This is a genomic window from Paenibacillus sp. FSL K6-1318 (assembly GCF_037976905.1).
Classification (GTDB): Bacteria; Bacillota; Bacilli; order Paenibacillales; family Paenibacillaceae; genus Paenibacillus; species Paenibacillus amylolyticus_A.
The window spans coordinates 2,367,067-2,384,468 of the sequence record NZ_CP150270.1 but is presented as its reverse complement, the minus strand read 5'-3'; the positions used below and the strand labels follow the sequence as shown (position 1 = coordinate 2,384,468).

Below are 17,402 nucleotides of genomic sequence, written 5' to 3'. Positions count from 1 at the left end.
GAAGGCACGGTCTGACATCTGCTGATGTTGGATTTGTGCTTTTTTTCATTGGTCTGACAAACTCCATGATTTGATCTAATAGAGGTCATCGCCTATGATGGAATGGATGAAAATCGTTTTTAGAATGTTGAGTGCGATTGTACAATATTGGCGTAAAGCTACCCACTAAGCTGGCATAAAGAAGTATATCTATAACAGCATACGTACATACCCATTCATCTCATTTGAGAGGAGTACGTCTAATCATGAAAGCCGTAGGCGTCATTGTTGAATATAACCCTTTGCACAATGGGCATGTCCATCATTTGCAGGAAGCTCGGCGGCTAAGCGGCGCAGATGCCGTTGTTGCGGTCATGAGCGGCCCTTTTCTCCAGCGTGGCGAACCCGCCATCGTCGGTAAAAGGGCCCGCACCGAGATGGCGCTGCACGCAGGCGCCGATCTGGTATTTGAACTGCCGGTGGCGTACGCGGTCCAACCGGCGGAGTGGTTTGCCTTCGGTGCGGTATCGCTGCTGCACCGCACCGGCGTTGTGGACTCGCTCTGCTTTGGCAGCGAGTCCGGAGACCTGGACAGCCTGCAGCGCATTGCGCGCGTGCTGGCTGTAGAGCCCGCAGGGATGCGCGAGGACATCGCGCGCCGCCTGCGGGAAGGCGCCAGCTACCCCGCCGCGTACGCAGGCGCGGCGGCAGCGCTGGCGCCCGGCGGCGTCGATGCTCACGACGCCGCTGCACTGCTGGAGCAGCCCAACAATTCGCTTGGGCTGCACTACCTGATCGCGCTGCAACGACTTGGCAGCGCGATCCAGCCTTTTACGGCGGCGCGTACCGGTGCCGCGTATCATGAGGCGACGCCCGGGCCGGGGGCGATCGCCAGTGCCACAGCCGTCCGCCGCCTGCTGATGGCGGACGGCCCCGATGCCGCCGCGCCATACGTGCCGGCGGCAACCCTTGCCATTCTGCATCGCGAATGGCAGGAAGGGCGCGCTCCCATACACTGGGAGCGCTTTGCACAGCCGCTGTTGCACCTTGCGGCCACCCGCCGTGCCTTCGAGCTGGAACGCATCGCCGAAGTCACGGAAGGCCTGGAACACCGGCTGAGCCGTACACTCGCTCAGCTCCCGGAGCCTTCAGTCGAATCACTCCTGAATGCACTGAAGACCAAACGTTACACACGAACAAAACTTCAGCGTATGCTCGCCCACCTGCTTCTGAATCACACGAAAGCTGAGTGTTCACCAGAGCAATTGGCTGCCGGACCCGGATATCTCCGAGTCCTCGGATTTAATACTCAAGGACAGAGCCTGCTTAAACAGATGAAGAAAACCGCGTCACTGCCTGTTGTGCTGAAACCGTCGACGTTCACACACAATCAACTTGAACTGGATATCCAAGCTCAGGTTGCGTATGGGCTCGCTTGTGAGAATAGGGACACACGCAGGATGTTCAGTGACTACTATGAGTCGCCTGTGAGAGTGTAATCCGCTTTTGACAAAGAGGCTTCATCTCATATAGAGCTTTTCATTCCATCATTTACGGATCATTGATTCTTAAATATTCGACACTCAACTGTACAAGTAAAAAAATCCCCTTGCTGCGCGCCGCTCAGGCACATCACAACAAGGGGATTCTCTTCTCTTGATTCTTTTGGTTCACTTGCACCCTTTGAATCTGCTGATACACTCATTTCTCTTGATCACACTTCATTCGCTGCAATCAATTCATTCCGATATCATCCGTACTTATTCATCCGTTTCAACTCGACTCAATCTCTTCCCACCCGATCATTATCCTATGATTTCACGGACAAGGTTTTCAGGTAAGCCAACGCATCATCCACCGTGCTCACAGGCACAAGTTTCATTTTGGTGCCAATTTGTTCAGCCTTGGCTTCCGCTTCCTTGTAATTATCCTTCGGCACGAAGAAGAACTCCGCTTCTTTCCGGTCAGCAGCTACAATTTTGTGCACTACACCACCAATTGCACCCACCACACCGTCCTTGGTAATGGTACCTGTACCCGCAATTCGATGACCTTTCGTCAGATCTCCAGGTGTTAACTGGTTATAGATCTCCAAAGTAAACATCAATCCGGCAGAAGGACCACCAACCTGGGTATCGGTGAAGGAGATCTGTTTGTCCGGATCTTCCGCTTTCACCTTCTGAACCGCACCAATCATTACGCCGAGTCCCGGGCGGGTTTCACCCGTTTTACTGTCTTTGACCTGAATCAGCTTCACGTCCCGGCTAATGGTCTCTCCACCACGTTCCAGTTGCATTTCGACCGTATCTCCGACCTTTTTATCTTTTAACTGGGCAGAAAGGACCGTATTATCCGGCGTAGCTGTTCCGTTCACTCCCAGAATAATATCGCCCGGAGCAATGTCTCCTTCCGGTTTTGGGTCTTCGGACAGTCCAAATACAAAGATATGTTCAGGTACAATGGAGTACGCAACGCCAGCCTGCTCATACGCAGCCTCCATTGCGGAGGATTGCGAGTCACTCATGAACCATACTTGTTCAGCAGAGTATTCCGCTTCGCTTTTGCCGCGCAGTCGGTCTTCCTTTTTATCCACTTGAGCATTTTGATTGAACAGAGAGGTCCCTAGCAAAAACACATTGGCATAGGTTGCCGACACAGTCGTCATCATAAATACACCGCGTTCATCCTGGTCTCCGCCCTTAACGGTTACCATTGGTTTTACTTCATCTGCACTGCCAGGCATATATATGATATACGGCGTTGGCATGTACACGGCAACATAGACGACCAGAGCCACCACGATCACAAAGATCGAAGCTCTGAATCCGCCAGATTTCCGAATCCGATTCATCGCATGAGCCTCCGTTCTTTGTATCTCTATACAAGCTGAACTTTACACTAATTAGCGATCGCAATACCACCCTTTGAATACTTCCATTCTCCGGTTAGGTTTCGCTCTCTTTGTCATGCAGATACTCAGCTCATCTTGTTTAATATTTATTTCAAGTCTAACACTCTGGTCCCTGTGCATACAATGGTACAGGCCGGATAGGCCGCTGTATACCATAGCCTGTCCGGTCAAGGCCGAACCGCCCTTGGGGCGTCATTCGGCCGTCCATAACGATTCAGATGCCGAATTGGCGTTATTTGATATGAGGTGAAACGATGACAATACAGAGCGAGGTTAGAGACTCTGGCCCGTTACGAACGATACTTCTAAGTACCGGCGCTTTAGCACTGGTCATTGCAGTAGTTGCTTCCCCCAAAGAAGCGTTTGATGCCTCTATTCAAGGTCTGGATATATGGTGGAAAATCATCTTTCCTGCCATGCTTCCGTTCCTGATGTTATCCCAAATGCTCACTGCGTTTGGCTTCACCCACGCGATGGGTGCCTTGCTCGGACCACTAATGCAACGCTGGTTCAGACTTCCAGGCAGCGCTGGGCTCGCTATCGCTGTTGGCATGTGCGGCGGATTCCCCGCAGGAGCAGATGCGGTATCCCGTTTATTTCAGGATAGACAAATTACCGCCAAGCAGGCGGTTGTCCTTGCAGCAGCAGCTCATTTTGCCAATCCAATGATGATTATCCTGGTCGTTGGTGCTGCTTTTCTTCACCAGCCTGCTGCCGGATATTTCCTCTTAGTGGTTCACTGGATCAGCGGCTGGATTGCTGCCATTTTTGCCGTGCGTCTCCTGCCTGCACCGGGTAACCAGAAAGATCGGGTTGGTTCGACAGCCCTCCAAGCGGATAACAGTTCTCGTGGTCCTCAGACTGCAAGTCCTGCAAGTTCCACAAGTCGCTCATCTCTCCCCCACCACTCTAAGATCAAACGACGTAGCATATGGTCTGATATGATGATTGCAGCCAGGGAAGCCCATAGTCGTGATGGAAGAGGGTTTGGCAAACTGTTAGGTGACACCGTATCCCAGGCTGTGCAGACTTTGATGATGACCGGAGGATACATGATCGGTTTTGCCGTATTTATCCGGCTACTCTCCCTTTATGTGACTCCTGGTTCTTCTGCTGCGCTGTGGCCAGCCTTTTTGGAGCTTCATTTGGGCACCTACCATTTGAGCCAAACTTCGCTTACACCTGCCCTGCTGATGTCCCTGCTTGCAGCTGTTTTGGGATGGGGCGGTCTATGCTCCCATCTGCAAGTCTCTGCTGTCCTGAAAGGAACTGGACCCGACAGCAAATCCATGTTGTATTTTGCCGGAGTTCGTCTGATTCATGGGATCATCGCCTTTATTATCAGTCTGTTCCTCTGGATGCCGTTCAGCCGATATAGCACACAAGCCTGGACCACATTACAGACGAATGCAGACCAGGACCTGTCAACACCATTCAGTTGGCTCTTCATACATAATCCAGGCAACACATACACGATTAACGCCATATGGAGCGCCTTCCCTGCTGCCTGCATGGGTCTAGCGTTACTTCTTGCAACTATGATTAGTCTATCAGGTCTTACCTTCTGGTTTAACCGCCGGTTTTCTCGCTGATTTTCTGACGGAGCGCAGCTTCCACTTCAGGTGATACAAGATCTGTGACATCTCCATGATAATGAGCGATTTCTTTGACGATGCTGGAACTTAAATAGGAATACTTTGGATTCGTCATCATAAATATCGTTTCCGCATCCGGATTCAACTTGCTGTTGGTCGATGCCAATTGCAGCTCGTATTCAAAATCAGTTACTGAGCGTATACCGCGAACGATAACCTGTGCTTCCTTTTGCCGAACGTAATTGGCCGTCAGATCACGGAAACTGTCCACCTCCACATTCGGTAGATGGCGGGTTACTTCCGTGATCAGTTCCTTGCGTTCCTCCACCGTAAACAGCGGATTTTTGCTCATATTGTTCAACACAGCCACAATGACGCGATCAAATTGCTTCGACGCTCTGGCGATAATATCGAGATGCCCCATCGTTACGGGATCAAAACTTCCAGGATATACGGCGATCCGTTCCTGTCGATGTATCATTTCAGTCATGAGGAGCCTCCTCTTCCGGTGTAATGGATTCTCCATCTTCAACTGCTTCAGGCGCATAATAATAGATGGATACTGCCGTCTCCCCATACAAAGCCTTGCGCGTTTGTTCAAACGGGCCGAATTGCTCAGGGTAATCATGTTTGGATTCATATTCAAGCACGATGGTTGCTTCGGGTTCCAGAAGTTCCAGTTCGTGCATGGTCAGCATCAACTCGTGCCCGTTCTTCATGCGATATGGCGGGTCGAGAAACACCAGATCGAACGTTGTGCCTCGCTTGGCGAGTGCCTTCAATGCACGACCTGCATCATTACGGTATACAGCCGCCTGGTCTTCCAGCTTGGTCGCCTTCAGATTCATGCGGATCACTTCAATACTTTTCGATTCCAAGTCAACAAAAACAGCCTTGTCCATGCCGCGGCTCAGCGCCTCAATTCCGAGACCCCCACTGCCTGCAAACAGATCCAATGCTGTGCCGCCCTCAAAATAAGGACCAACCATGCTAAATAACGCTTCCTTCACCTTGTCGGTGGTCGGTCGCGTGCCTGTGCCAGGAACAGCCTTCAGCGGCCTGCCTTTCGCACTCCCAGATACCACTCTCACTGACGAGTCACCTTTTCTCTATGTAAGTTTATTGATACGGCTATCGTACCACACTCGGGTTCAGTTTGAAAAATGTTCGGTCTTCATTTGCCTTGGAAAATTGTTGACGAATTGTTGACGCATATGTATAAAAAGGAAACAATCGGGCGATTCTATAATTATCGACATCACAAGTGTCGTAGACAACCGCGGAGAAGACTTACGTTTCCCCATAAGCTCTTCGTCCGGTTTCTCCTCTCCCATGAAAAGTAGGCCCTCGAAAGAGGGCCTATTTTTGTTGTTTATGTTTAATTTATTATGTTAGTTATACTTTTCTTCAAATTCACTTATTTCAGCTTCCTCTTCAGTCTGCAACCATCCGATCTCCCTCAGCCACATACCCATATCTGCGACAAATTCATTCGCGTTTAGATGTTCAATCTTGTATTTCTGGAGCTTCTCACTCATAAAAGCATAGAACTCATGGCTAAATACATACCGTTGTTTGCTCTTGCTTAATGTCTTATACCGATCCTCGCTGACCACCAGATCAAAATAGATGACATTCTCCTTCTTCACATGCCTGACCGTGGACCTTCTATCGTATTCTTCAGGGAGGCACCTGAAAACAAAGAAGAGCTCAATATCAACTATTTGATATTTGCTTTCTGCTTGATCAAAAACAGCCTGCAACTCATCCGAAAGATTGGCAACTTGCGTTAAACCTGAAGTGTCAGTTGATCGGCCCAGAAGCATTACTAAACTCCTCCTTGTTCAGTTTCAACATTCGTAATGAAACTAAAAAAGGCTGACAAGTGATGTAAACTCCGTCAACCTTTCCTAATGTTTATCATCCTTGTGTATGACCACACTCAGGAAGCTATACTAATTCATCTCTCGATGCTTCCGATTGGAAAGTCGCAAATTGATCAATGGAATGATAAGTACAACAACCGGCAAGAGAAGATTTATTGAACCATTCTTAATCATCATGAAGCTAATAAACAGCACGCCGAGCCAAGTCATAATCTCCATCATTTCATATTTGGTTAACGTAAGCTTAAATGCTTTTCTAGAAATGAAACGAATCAAGAAATAAGCGATCAAGCTATAGAACAGGATCATTCCCAAAATTGCAACAGTGATTATAAGGTACATATCCACCATAAAAATCTCACCCGACCCTTATGTCATTTCCTTAATTTTACCATATAAGAAATAGGGTGTCATGCCAAATTCCGAACCAGCGCTTCGTCAAGGCTGGCAAATTATGCTTTACTTCTCTTCAACAACAATCGTTGCATTATAGATTACGACACGTTTGCCATTGAGATCGAATAATACTTTATTCCCGTATTCCGTATCTTCCACGTCAATTTTGCCATCATAGGTTTGAATCAATTCACCATTACTACTGTACACTTTAACGACCCGCTCCAGGCCGCCCGAGTTATTGGATCTCATCGTTTTGAGTGCACGTTCACCCGAAGCGGTATTGAAGTACCATATGAAACATCCAACTATGATGCCCAGAAAGACCAACACCGTCACCCATATACCTGTCTTTGCTTTTCTACTCATCTTGAACCCCCTCTTATGTTTCCTGTCTTGTACATTACGAGGTCGGAGAGAGAACGGTTTCATAGATCACATCTCAAGCCATTCATGGACATAACAAAACAGAGGCCTCCAACAAGCGAAGACCTCTGTTCTTTATTGCAAATTATCTTTTATTTACAGTGCACGAATAACAAATTCAAATGTCAGTTCGCCGTCTGAAGGGATCAGGTATTCCGGATGAACTGGAGCACCCCAGCTATCATCACCGCCGACACCCATTTGTTTACCTGCTACAGTCACGACCGTATAGTGCACAGGAGGCAATTCGTACGCATGTTGTGCGTTCTCCAGCTCAAATGCCGTATATGGTGATACATTCAGCTCGACTGGAGTTCCGGATGCTTCAATTTTGAAGCCACGTCCCGCGTTGTCTGTCAATTTGGCCCAACGTACGCCCGTACGGTTGCCTGATTCCTGTGGTACCAGATATGGAGCTACAGTATCAGCTACCTTGCTACCATGGATTCCTAGACGTGCGCCAAATGCGCGGTCTGCATAGTTTTCTTCGGGACCCATCGCGAGCCATTCCACGTTTTCGAAGTCAGGTGACGTTCTGAAGGACAATGCATGGATTGGCAGGTTCGGCAATCCAGCTGTACCTTTGTACGCATTATGCACACGTACGCTTCCATCTGCATGTACAGTATAGACCACTTTTACTTGTACATCCGCCGAAATATTGAGCTTGTACGTGAACTCGATCCGGTATTGATCCGGTTTCTGTTCCGCTTTCCACTCTACAGAACGTGGCATCAGGCTTGCTGCATACCAAGCACCCAGTTCGAAGCCCATCGCCATGCCTTTGTCATTATCCGTCATTGCACGCCAGAAGAGCGGTGCAGGTGGTACTGCAATGGTCTCACGACCGGACAATTTCAGGGAAACCAGTGTACCGAACTGTTTGGAGAACAGCGCATGCGTTTTGCCAGCACGAACGCCGATGTTAACGTCACCTTCGATAACTTGTACATCACTTACAAGGTTCAAGTCCACTTCAACTGCATCATTTACCTGATCCTGTGTGAAAATAAACTGTCCAAATGCCACTTCTTCGCCTTTGTCAGCCCACAGTGTAGCAGCTTTTAACACAAGTGCAGTGTTCACAGCGTACTCGCCGCCTACCAAGGAGGCTGCCTCCAACGGAAGCTTCACTACCGTCTCGCTTTGCGCATCCACGTTGACTTCCAATGTTCCACGCAGCACTTCATGTCCCTCGCGCTCCAGGCTGTATACCAGTTCCAGTGCAGATGTATCTGCGAACAGATTACCGTTCACGATCTTAACGCCTTCACGATCCGGGAACAGTTTGATGTTCTGATACAGGAATTTGACCTCCTGCATTTTCGCAGTCACTTTACGATCAGCATGGACGATACCGTTACCACAGAACGAATAGTCTGATGGACGATCACCGAAATCTCCGCCATAAGCGAGGAACTCTTTGCCGTAACGATCTTTTTTGTAAATGGATTGATCGATGTAATCCCAGATGAATCCACCTTGATACATCGGGTATTTGTCTTCCAACTCCGTATACTTGTGCATACCACCAATAGAGTTACCCATAGCGTGCATGTACTCACAGCTAATATAAGGCTTGGTCGGATTTGCATTCAGGAATTCCTCAATGTCAGCCGGTTTGGCATACATGCGAGTCTCCATATCACTTGTCTCATCGAAACGACGATCATGGAATACACCTTCATAATGCACCAAACGTGTAGGATCAGCCGATTTAAAGTATTGGGATACTTTGTAGATGACTTCACCACCGTGTGATTCGTTACCACAAGACCAGATCAGAATGGACGGATGGTTTTTGTCACGCTCCACCATGGATACAGCGCGGTCCATAACGATATCATGCCATTCCGGTTTGTCACCTGGAATAACCCATGAAGGCTCAACAGCACCAAGTTTCTGCCAAGATCCGTGTGTCTCCAGGTTCATCTCGTCAATAACATAGAGTCCGTATTCATCACACAGCTCATACCACAGACTTTGGTTTGGATAGTGTGACGTACGTACGGCATTCATATTGTTCTGTTTGATGGTACGAACATCCCACAGCATGTCTTCCTTCGTAACCGCACGTCCACGACGCGGGTTGAACTCATGGCGATTCACACCTTTGAATACGATACGTTTACCGTTGATGTGCATTACTTTGTCAATCATTTCAAATGTACGGAAACCAACGGCTTGAGGAACAACCTCTACCAATGCACCCGCAGCATCATATACACGAATATAGAGACGGTACAAATATGGAATCTCTGCGCTCCACAGGTTCACTGTACCAATGTCTTCACGAAGACTTACTTGTCCATCATTAACTTTGGATTCAAACGTCTTAACGGTCTTGCCTTCACGATCACGAAGTTCAGCCTCTACCCGCGATCCAGCAACGGCTTTTCCTTCCAGCTTCAGATCCAATTGCAATGTACCGTTCGTGTAGGACTTGTCCAGATCTGTGCGAACATGAACATCACGAACGTGTGCAGTTGGGACGGTGTACAGATACACATCTCTGAAAATGCCGGAGAAACGCCAGAAATCCTGATCTTCCAGCCAGCTGCCCGTGCTGCGTTGATACACCTCAACCGCGAGTTTGTTCTCTCCATCCTGAAGGAATGGCGTTAGGTCAAAGTCAGACGGCGTGAAGCTGTCCTCCCCATATCCTACGAATTGTCCGTTAAGCCATACATAGAATGCAGACTCTACACCTTGGAAAGAAATATATACCGGGTTCGACTCCCAGCCAGTTGGCAGGTGGAAAGTACGAATGTAACTACCTACAGGATTTTTGTCCTGTGGCAATGCCGGTGGACGAATCTCGTTCAAACCGTCCCAAGGATATTGTGTATTTACATATTGAATCTGTCCGTATCCTTGCAGTTGGATGTGTCCCGGAACTTCAATATCATCCCAGCCTTCACTGGAGAAATCGGATGTATAGAAAAACTCAGAACGGCTATCTGGACGAATCGCATAGTTGAATTTCCACGTACCATTCAGATCATAACGCATGGACATCGCGCCTAAACCTACAGCCTCGTCCATCGTTTGGTAATAACGGTGATCTGAATAGGCATGAAGACGGTTCACCTCAAATACACTTACGTCTCCCAACCAGTTGATATCTGCCTTTGTTGCTTTCATCGGCTCTCTCTCCCTTTAAAACGTTATAGTTTGACTTATTCAAGGTTTCATCTGGATTTCCTTTTTGCTTTACATAAACAAACAAAAAAGACAGAGGTACGCCATAACTGGCGTCCTCTCTTCTTTCCTGCACCCGTTCATTTGCACGGATTATGCCATTTTCATTACTTCACGGAACCTACCATACCTGCAACAAAATGTTTCTGCATGATGAAGAATACGATTGCTGTAGGCAGTGTTGCAATAACGATCGCTGTCATAATTACTCCGTAATCCGGAGCATAACCAGCACCAAGATTAGAAATCAATAGTGGGATCGTTTGTTGGTCAGGCGTTTGCAATACAATGAGTGGCCACAGATAGTTGTTCCAGCTACTCATAAATGTAATGATTGCTGCCGCTGCATATGTTGTTTTCATTGTTGGCATGTAGATCTTCAGGAAGATCCCCAGTTCACTCAGACCATCGATCCGACCAGCTTCCAGCAGATCTTTCGGGAACATTTTGGTGTTCTGACGGAAGAAGAAGATCAGGAACGCTGTTGCAATGGTTGGCAGGATAACGGCTGCCATCGTGTTAATTCCGATAACTGGAGTAACCCCAGAGATCGTTGCGAACATTCGATATAGTGGCACCATGATCGCTGCAAACGGAATCATCATGGACAACAATAGAATATTAAATACGATATCACGGGACTTCGTGCGGTATACTTCAAAACCATAACCAGCCATGGAGCCGATTAACAATGCCAGCACAGTGGAGATGACCGAAATCATAGCTGAGTTCCCCAGAGCCTGCACTAGGTTTGTCGAATCAAGCAATTTGCTGAAGTTATCAAGAAAAGCTGAACCTGGCAACAATCTGCCCTTCGTTACATCAACTGATGCATTTGTTGCACTGACCAGCATCCAGAAAAATGGGAAAATGGATACAAAGGCGACGATGGATAAGAACACATATGTGAAAATCCGTTTTGCTTTAGCTTTAGCCATTTTTATTATCACCTGCCACTTTAAACTGGATAATGGACAAAATAATGATCAAAATTACGATGGAGTACGAAACCGTTGCTGCATATCCAAAGTCTGGTGAATATTTGAACGAAAGGTTGTAGATATATTGTGAGATCGACATGGTCGCGTTACCCGGACCACCTTTGGTAATATTCATGATCTCATCGAAGATTTGCAATGTACCAATCGTAGATGTGATCGACGTGAAGAGGATAATCGGTTTAAGCAACGGTACTGTGATTTTGAAGAATTGTGTAAAAGCATTCGCTCCGTCGATTCTTGCAGCTTCATAGATCGATTGATCGATGTTTTGCAGGGATGACAGATAGAAAATCATGTTATATCCGGTCCAACGCCAAGTAACGGCGATTATGATCGTAATTTTAGCCCAGAACGGGTCTGTGATCCATTGGATTGGATCTCCAATAATGTGCAGGCCCATCAGGAATTGATTCACCATTCCATCTGGTGCGAACAAATATTTGAATACAACAGAGTATGCTACCAATGAAGTTACACAAGGCAAGAAAATCGCTGTACGGAAGAAGCTCCGGAAGCGCAGTGTGCTGTCATTCAGCAATACGGAAATAAACAAACCAAGAATAATCATTAAAGGTACTTGAACAATCAAGTAGATAAATGTATTCGATAATGCTGTACGGAACGTTGTGTCAACTAACAATCTTTTGTAGTTAGAAAGGCCCGTAAATTCAAGATTGGCTCCTACACCAGACTTGAACGATAAGAGCAGCGCTTGGATCATCGGGTAGAAGTAAAATGCAACAATCCCGACAACAGCCAGCAAAACAAAAGCCCATCCAGTCAAATTATTTTTCTTTTGGAGACTGTCTCCTGTATTCATGGCTTTCACAGTATGGCTCCTCTCTCTCCATGGAACATGGGTAGAACCCACAGAGCCTCTCGCCATGTCCGTTCGACTTGCGCCGGACAAGGGAGACGGCTCCGATGTTTCCTGGGGTTCTATAAGTTACCTTGGGTATCTTAGTTTAATTGTGCTTCAGCTTGTTTTTGTGCATCAGCCAGAACATCATCAATTGCTTTTCCGTTCAGGAATGCTTGCATTTCTACAACCAGAATGTCTTCGATGGCATATGTGTTGATACCATAGTTAACGCTTGGAATTTGTTCAGTCCAATTTGCGAAGTCTGTGAAGATTTTTTGTCCGCCGAAGTACTCGTCTTCTTTGGCATAAGCTTCACCATCAACTGCCGGTTTGTACGTACCGATTGCACCGATGTTGTTCAACAGATCTTGATACAATTGTTTGTCAGAACCGAAAGTTTTTGCTACGAAATCAGCTGCTTGATCTGCACCAGGAACGTTGTTCATAACATACCATGAGCTACCACCCAAGTTCGTTGCGTGCACAGAGTTCGGTTGACCAGCCATTTTCGGCATAGGTGCTACAGCCCATTGGCCAGATTGGGAAGCTTCTTGACGTATGGATGGTGAAATCCAGTTACCAGTAGGTACTGAAGCTACGCTACCATTATTCATGTTTGCAATGAATTGGCTCCAGTCAGAGTGCAATTTAACAATATTTGCATCCATCATCGCTTTGTACGTAGTGAAAGCTTCTTTCAGAGCAGCATTGTTTGCAATGTCAGGTGTTTTACCATCTTCTGCTGAATACCATTTGCCTGCGGTTTGAATCATCATACGAATGATTCCGAGGTCATTTGGATCAAGAGAAAGAAGTTCTTTACCTGTTTTAGCTTTTACATCTTTACCAATTTGGATGTAGTCATCCCAAGTGATGTCTTGCAGGTCAGCAGCTTTGTAGCCTGCTTGCTCAAGCAAGTCTGTTCTGTAGTACAAGCCAGCAACGCCGGAGTCAAATGGTACTCCGTATTGTTTGCCATCAAACGCTGTTGGTCCGAGTTTGTAATCTGCAAAGTCGGAAGCCGTAACGTTGGAAGACAGATCTTTGAACGCATCAGGATATGCATTCAGGAAGCTTTGTGAGCGATAGTCTTCGATCAGAACTACGTTTGGAAGACCACTGGCAGTTCCGGAGTTAAGACCCGTGTTCAGTTTCTGAATAATATCAGCTTGAGCGTATTCAATGATGTTAATTTTCACATCAGGATTTGCTTTTTGGTATGCTTCTTTTGCTGTTTCCATTGCAGCAACGTTAAAAGCTTTGTCCCAAGCCCAGACCGTAATTTCGTTTGTTTTTTCGTCACCACCAGCGGAATTACCTCCACCACCGGATGAACATGCAGACAACAGCAATACTGTAACGAGCATCAATACCCACATTTTCTTCAAAACATTCAACTCCCCTTCAACCTCTTTGTGTGTAATTTGTTTACGTTTTCTGAAAGCGGTTGCTTTCGATGTATTCATCTTATCATTCCCATATCTCCATTCGTTAGTAATAATTTTGTACGGATTTGTCATCTTATTGCCACAATGAAAACCTTTACAGAAACCGTTTGCATTAAATTTGGTTTTTTGTAATTTCTTTTGATTTTGTATTTTCTTGATCTTGAAATAGTACAAATATGTATTTTCACTTTACCTCTGACACGTGAAAATCCCCCGTCTCTGTAGAAATACAGAAGCGAGGGATCTCATTTTCGGGTGTATTTAGTTGGATTAGATTTCAACTCAACTCGTGATTAATGGTAGTGTTACGGTCACTCTCGTTCCTTCACCAACATTGCTCATAATGGTGACACCGTAAGGTGAACCATATAATAGCTCAATGCGATCATGCACATTGCGAATGCCGATGCCGCTGAATAGTTGACGATTGTTTTTCGGATTAGGCAATGTTTCTCCCATAACGAGTCCTTCAATTCCGTCACCATTGTCCATGATCTCACAGATGAGCGATTCCCCCGCTCTGGAAACCATGACATGAATGGTACCCGTCTCTTTTTTGATAAATCCATGGAAAAAAGCATTCTCGATAAACGGCTGAATCACCAGCTTCGGTACGTGGTAGTGAGTACAATCCGGAGCAACATAGAAGGCTGCTTTAATCCGGCCACCGTACCTGACGTGATTAATGAAGACATAATTTTTCAAATTCTCGACTTCTTGTTCAACTGTAACGGTCTGACTCACATCACTAATCGTATTTTGCAGCAATCCAATCAAGGCATTAATGGTCTCCGCTGCCCTGTCCTTGTTACCTTGTTGCACTAAAACTTTGACGGAAGCAAGGGTATTGTACAAGAAGTGAGGATTAATCTGACTCTGTAATGCCGCAAGCTCTGCGTTACGTTGTTCATGCTGTGTCTGTACTAACTGATCCACATAATCGTGGAGTTCATCAAGCATGTAATTGTAAGCATGACCCAGCTGCCTGCTCTCGTAGCTGCCGCTCACGGGAATATAGTTGTCCAGATCACTTTTCGTAATGTTGGACATCTGCTTCACAAGTCTGCGCAATGACTTGGTAATCTGGCTGGTGATGAGAAACACGAGAATGAGTGCCCCCACAACAATAGCTGCACAGATCAAGGCAACTGTCTTCATGTCGATGAGTTGACCCATCGCCAGATCCTTATCCACTACATTGACAATGTAAAACCGATAGAACGGTAAATACTCGGATAGAACGACGCTATCCTGATCCATCACACGAGCATTGATGCTTCTCGGAGACGTTTTGTTCATTTCTCGAGCATATGACAGCAAATCCAGCTGAGTTGTCCCGATCCAGTCTTCACGATTCGAAGAAACAATCTCACCTTTTTCGTTCATAATGACCACGTCATTGCCTCGACTTGTAAAGCTGGTGTAGAACTGCCGGAACGCATCCTCTCTCATGGTGACATAAAGCGTACCATATATTCGGCTGCGGGCTCGATCTGTCAACGCCTTCGTGGCAGAGATCATCTGCTGAGTTCCGACATTTTCATCGTTTTGGTAATCATCAAAGATCAGACGACTGGGCGTCTCAGCGGCTTCCATCGTGATCGGCTCCTGTTTCAATTCATCCACTGACATCTGAAGGTGGGCACGATTGGTGGAATAGCTGCGTCCATTAATCCCGATAATCGTTATCCCGACTTCGTAGGATTCGGTTATGGATTGAATCCGATCCATCGTTTCCCTCATATTATAGAAGGATTTTGCCATAGTGAGGGAATCGGCATCTCCTTCGGACAGGAACCCTCGAATCGCTCCACTTTGCGTCACATTGTTGGATACGGCAGCAATTGCGTCATTAAAGGATTCAAAATTCGTCTTGATCTGATTAAGCACCTTAGAGTTCGTGATACTGAACGTCTCGGTAAACAGATTGGTAGACATGTGAATGGTCGTCCATAGTATGAGTGCAGAGACGAGAACAATACTGACGACCATAACCAGAAACAACTTGGGAAATAATCCGAGACGAGATAATTGGTTCATCCATTTCTTCATGATCTTATCCTTCTGACTTTATGCCCAGAATTTGCGCCGGTATCGGCTTGGTGATAGTCCGGTGAATTTTTTGAACACTTTGCAAAAGTAACTATGATCGGAATAACCAACCATACTGCTAATCTCCGAAATTGTCACATCATCGGATCGGAGCAGTTCCTCCGCTTTTTCAATCCGAATTTTATTCAGGTATTCATTGAATCCTTCTTTTTTGTGAGATGAGAAATAACTGGATAAGTACGATGGATTAAAATGAAAGTGTTTGGCTACTTCAGCAAGCCCAAGCGGCTGGTCAAAGTGCTCATGCATGTAATCCAGCAGCATCTTCATATTCGGATCACTTCGTTTTCCACCCGCACCAACAGTGCACTCCTGAACTTCCGTCATAAACTGATCAAGCACAGTCATGACTTCATTTAGACTCGTAGCCCCGTCCACATTTTTAAAATACGTATATTTGCTCTCTTCAAGCCCTGCAGACTGAACGTCCATATCCGCGAGGGTGATCGTTACGTTGAAGATCAGGTTACCGAGAAATGACTTAATCTCAAACACATCGGCAACATAATCCCGACCAAGTGTTGTCGCATGATCCTGCAAGTACTCTCTTGCTGCTTCGACCCGGTTACGCTTCACATGTTGCAAAAACATATTCACATTGAACTGGTAACCTGCCGGATGCATCGGCGGAAGTTCACCATACACGAGGATTGGTCGATCCTTATAATAGAAGCGATATTCCATTAGCTTGATCAAGCGTTCACGGTATACGATACCCATCCGTTCAAATGAAGTAAAGCTGTCACTAAGCACCCATCCGGGGTTGCCTTGTCCCGCTGCATTTTCACTAGCCAACTGTCTAATGCGATCAACCATCCATTCATCTCGCGCAGGATCGACATTAAGAAGCATGACAGGCAGTGCGCCCTCTGCCGGAACCATTGCACATTCCACTTCAGACAGATCACTGCGGAGCCTGAATTCGATCTGTTCCTGATCCAGCTTTAGCGGATGCCCTTCAGCATCCATTGGTTTGTACACTAGCAAGCGAAAGGATTCGTGTGGAAAGGTGTCTCGAATCATCGGCATCTCGCTATCCTCGTCCAAAGTAAATCCGGACAGCATCTTCTCCATCAGTTGACCAAGTCTCCAGCCATCGTGTGACGGCTCGAACTGTAACTCTGGAATTTTACCCGCTGTGCGTTGAAGGACCTGCAATAATTCATTCGTATCCAGCTTCGGTTTCAGTATATAATCCGCTGCCCCGTGCTGGAGCGTTGAACGAACATATTCAAATTCACTGAAGCTGCTAAGTACAATCACTTCAATCTGCGGATTACTGGCTTTTAGTGTACGGACAAAAGTCTCGCCATCCATGACAGGCATGACAATGTCGGTAATCACAATATCCGGTTTTAACAGGCTCACCTGCTGTAATCCTTCTTCACCGTTGGAAGCTTCACCCACAATGATAAATCCTTCAGCTTCCCAGTTCATATGGTGCTTTATACCTTGTCTTACCAGAAACTCATCGTCAACAATCAGCACCTTGCACAACCGGTTCATGATCGCGACCCCCTTGTCTAATCTTTCCTCTATATCTGTACAGGTTATACCAACTATTATATATCGGTTATAAACGCCT

Annotated in this window: 14 protein-coding genes; 2 read left to right on the top strand and 12 right to left on the bottom strand. The window is 46.5% G+C overall.

All coding sequences use genetic code 11. From position 1 onward, the window contains the following. Nucleotides 1-245: 245 nt before the first annotated feature. Nucleotides 246-1,478 (top strand): nucleotidyltransferase, encoded by a 1,233-nt coding sequence (locus tag NYE45_RS10615; RefSeq protein ID WP_340016626.1) that lies wholly within the window; start codon nucleotides 246-248, stop codon nucleotides 1,476-1,478. Nucleotides 1,479-1,789: 311 nt separating this feature from the next. Here NYE45_RS10615 and NYE45_RS10610 read toward each other — a convergent pair whose 3' ends face one another. Beyond that, nucleotides 1,790-2,830 (bottom strand): SepM family pheromone-processing serine protease, encoded by a 1,041-nt coding sequence (locus tag NYE45_RS10610; protein ID WP_339169564.1) that lies wholly within the window; start codon nucleotides 2,828-2,830, stop codon nucleotides 1,790-1,792. A 314-nt stretch (nucleotides 2,831-3,144) separates the two neighbouring features. On the opposite strand from NYE45_RS10610, the gene NYE45_RS10605 reads away from it, so the two are divergent. Further along, a complete protein-coding gene (locus NYE45_RS10605; RefSeq protein WP_340016625.1) occupies nucleotides 3,145-4,482 on the top strand; it encodes a nucleoside recognition domain-containing protein in 1,338 nt (445 codons plus the stop codon). On the opposite strand, the gene coaD is transcribed toward NYE45_RS10605, so the two are convergent. The 11 genes from coaD to NYE45_RS10550 form a co-directional block, all read right to left on the bottom strand. After that, entirely contained in the window at nucleotides 4,460-4,966 is a 507-nt protein-coding gene (gene coaD, locus NYE45_RS10600) for a pantetheine-phosphate adenylyltransferase (protein WP_085981453.1), read from the bottom strand. The two genes, NYE45_RS10605 and coaD, sit on opposite strands and share 23 nt — an antisense overlap. Before the next feature lies 1 nt (nucleotide 4,967). Continuing rightward, nucleotides 4,968-5,576 carry a 16S rRNA (guanine(966)-N(2))-methyltransferase RsmD gene (gene rsmD / locus NYE45_RS10595; protein ID WP_036609474.1) on the bottom strand — a complete coding sequence of 203 codons (609 nt, stop codon included), beginning with the start codon at nucleotides 5,574-5,576 and terminating at the stop codon, nucleotides 4,968-4,970. Nucleotides 5,577-5,876: 300 nt separating this feature from the next. Further along, the gene (locus NYE45_RS10590; RefSeq protein WP_340016624.1) at nucleotides 5,877-6,134 is read right to left on the bottom strand and encodes a hypothetical protein; all 258 of its coding nucleotides are present in this window, start codon (nucleotides 6,132-6,134) and stop codon (nucleotides 5,877-5,879) included. 306 nt (nucleotides 6,135-6,440) lie between these two features. Continuing rightward, entirely contained in the window at nucleotides 6,441-6,713 is a 273-nt protein-coding gene (locus tag NYE45_RS10585; RefSeq protein ID WP_340016623.1) for a hypothetical protein, read from the bottom strand. Nucleotides 6,714-6,830: 117 nt separating this feature from the next. After that, nucleotides 6,831-7,136, bottom strand: a complete 306-nt coding sequence (locus NYE45_RS10580; protein ID WP_340016622.1) for a hypothetical protein — start codon at nucleotides 7,134-7,136, stop codon at nucleotides 6,831-6,833. A 153-nt stretch (nucleotides 7,137-7,289) separates the two neighbouring features. Continuing rightward, complete coding sequence (locus NYE45_RS10575) at nucleotides 7,290-10,337, bottom strand: glycoside hydrolase family 2 TIM barrel-domain containing protein (RefSeq protein WP_340016621.1); 3,048 nt, start codon at nucleotides 10,335-10,337, stop codon at nucleotides 7,290-7,292. Between the two features lie 164 nt (nucleotides 10,338-10,501). After that, nucleotides 10,502-11,332: a carbohydrate ABC transporter permease gene (locus NYE45_RS10570; RefSeq protein ID WP_339169558.1), complete on the bottom strand. Its 831-nt coding sequence runs from the start codon at nucleotides 11,330-11,332 to the stop codon at nucleotides 10,502-10,504. Further along, nucleotides 11,325-12,215: a sugar ABC transporter permease gene (locus NYE45_RS10565; protein ID WP_339170422.1), complete on the bottom strand. Its 891-nt coding sequence runs from the start codon at nucleotides 12,213-12,215 to the stop codon at nucleotides 11,325-11,327. Before NYE45_RS10565 ends, NYE45_RS10570 begins: the two co-directional genes overlap by 8 nt. A 140-nt stretch (nucleotides 12,216-12,355) precedes the next feature. After that, nucleotides 12,356-13,636, bottom strand: coding sequence for an extracellular solute-binding protein (locus NYE45_RS10560; RefSeq protein ID WP_339170421.1), 1,281 nt, complete (start codon nucleotides 13,634-13,636; stop codon nucleotides 12,356-12,358). A 351-nt stretch (nucleotides 13,637-13,987) separates the two neighbouring features. Then, complete coding sequence (locus NYE45_RS10555) at nucleotides 13,988-15,757, bottom strand: sensor histidine kinase (RefSeq protein ID WP_340016619.1); 1,770 nt, start codon at nucleotides 15,755-15,757, stop codon at nucleotides 13,988-13,990. Nucleotides 15,758-15,775: 18 nt separating this feature from the next. Beyond that, nucleotides 15,776-17,323, bottom strand: a complete 1,548-nt coding sequence (locus tag NYE45_RS10550; protein WP_340016618.1) for a response regulator transcription factor — start codon at nucleotides 17,321-17,323, stop codon at nucleotides 15,776-15,778. Between the last annotated feature and the right edge of the window lie 79 nt (nucleotides 17,324-17,402).

Coding starts and splice junctions, on each gene's coding strand:
- NYE45_RS10580 (WP_340016622.1), bottom strand. CDS start 7,136: ATGAGTAGAAAAGCAAAGACAGGTATATGGGTGACGGTGTTGGTCTTT.
- NYE45_RS10560 (WP_339170421.1), bottom strand. CDS start 13,636: ATGTGGGTATTGATGCTCGTTACAGTATTGCTGTTGTCTGCATGTTCA.
- coaD (WP_085981453.1), bottom strand. CDS start 4,966: ATGATACATCGACAGGAACGGATCGCCGTATATCCTGGAAGTTTTGAT.
- NYE45_RS10585 (WP_340016623.1), bottom strand. CDS start 6,713: ATGTACCTTATAATCACTGTTGCAATTTTGGGAATGATCCTGTTCTAT.
- NYE45_RS10610 (WP_339169564.1), bottom strand. CDS start 2,830: ATGAATCGGATTCGGAAATCTGGCGGATTCAGAGCTTCGATCTTTGTG.
- NYE45_RS10565 (WP_339170422.1), bottom strand. CDS start 12,215: ATGAATACAGGAGACAGTCTCCAAAAGAAAAATAATTTGACTGGATGG.
- NYE45_RS10550 (WP_340016618.1), bottom strand. CDS start 17,323: ATGAACCGGTTGTGCAAGGTGCTGATTGTTGACGATGAGTTTCTGGTA.
- NYE45_RS10575 (WP_340016621.1), bottom strand. CDS start 10,337: ATGAAAGCAACAAAGGCAGATATCAACTGGTTGGGAGACGTAAGTGTA.
- NYE45_RS10570 (WP_339169558.1), bottom strand. CDS start 11,332: ATGGCTAAAGCTAAAGCAAAACGGATTTTCACATATGTGTTCTTATCC.
- NYE45_RS10615 (WP_340016626.1), top strand. CDS start 246: ATGAAAGCCGTAGGCGTCATTGTTGAATATAACCCTTTGCACAATGGG.
- NYE45_RS10605 (WP_340016625.1), top strand. CDS start 3,145: ATGACAATACAGAGCGAGGTTAGAGACTCTGGCCCGTTACGAACGATA.
- NYE45_RS10555 (WP_340016619.1), bottom strand. CDS start 15,757: ATGAAGAAATGGATGAACCAATTATCTCGTCTCGGATTATTTCCCAAG.